Raw genomic sequence first — 276 nt, 5'->3', positions numbered from 1 at the left:
CGCGATACTGAACGAGCGCGTCGTGATATTGAGTCAGCAGGTGGAGAGATTAGCCGGGCAAGTGGATCGCTTGAGTCGGTTATTTATCGCGAACAACAGCTAAGGGATGAACAGGAGCGTGCCCGGTACAGACATGAGGTACAGGAACGCGCGGCACGGGTTCGGAGTGGGCCATCAAACGTGGTACAGATATGCTTTTATCTGGACGTCGTGCATTGGTGATCGGTTATGGTGATGTGGGTAAAGGTTCTGCTCAATCTCTTCGTCAAGAAGGCA

At 52.5% G+C, this 276-nt stretch carries 2 protein-coding genes; both read left to right on the top strand.

The window, feature by feature from the left end:
• Positions 1–4 precede the first annotated feature (4 nt).
• Positions 5–103: an MbeD/MobD family mobilization/exclusion family protein gene (locus tag FLQ44_RS14435; protein WP_369126613.1), complete on the top strand. Its 99-nt coding sequence runs from the start codon at positions 5–7 to the stop codon at positions 101–103.
• 70 nt (positions 104–173) lie between these two features.
• On the top strand, positions 174–276 hold a 103-nt coding region (locus FLQ44_RS24985), incomplete at its 3' end, for a hypothetical protein (protein ID WP_439144933.1).

This window comes from Vogesella mureinivorans, assembly GCF_007644035.1.
In the GTDB taxonomy this organism is placed as follows: domain Bacteria; phylum Pseudomonadota; class Gammaproteobacteria; order Burkholderiales; family Chromobacteriaceae; genus Vogesella; species Vogesella mureinivorans.
This window is presented reverse-complemented; position numbering and strand designations above follow the sequence as displayed.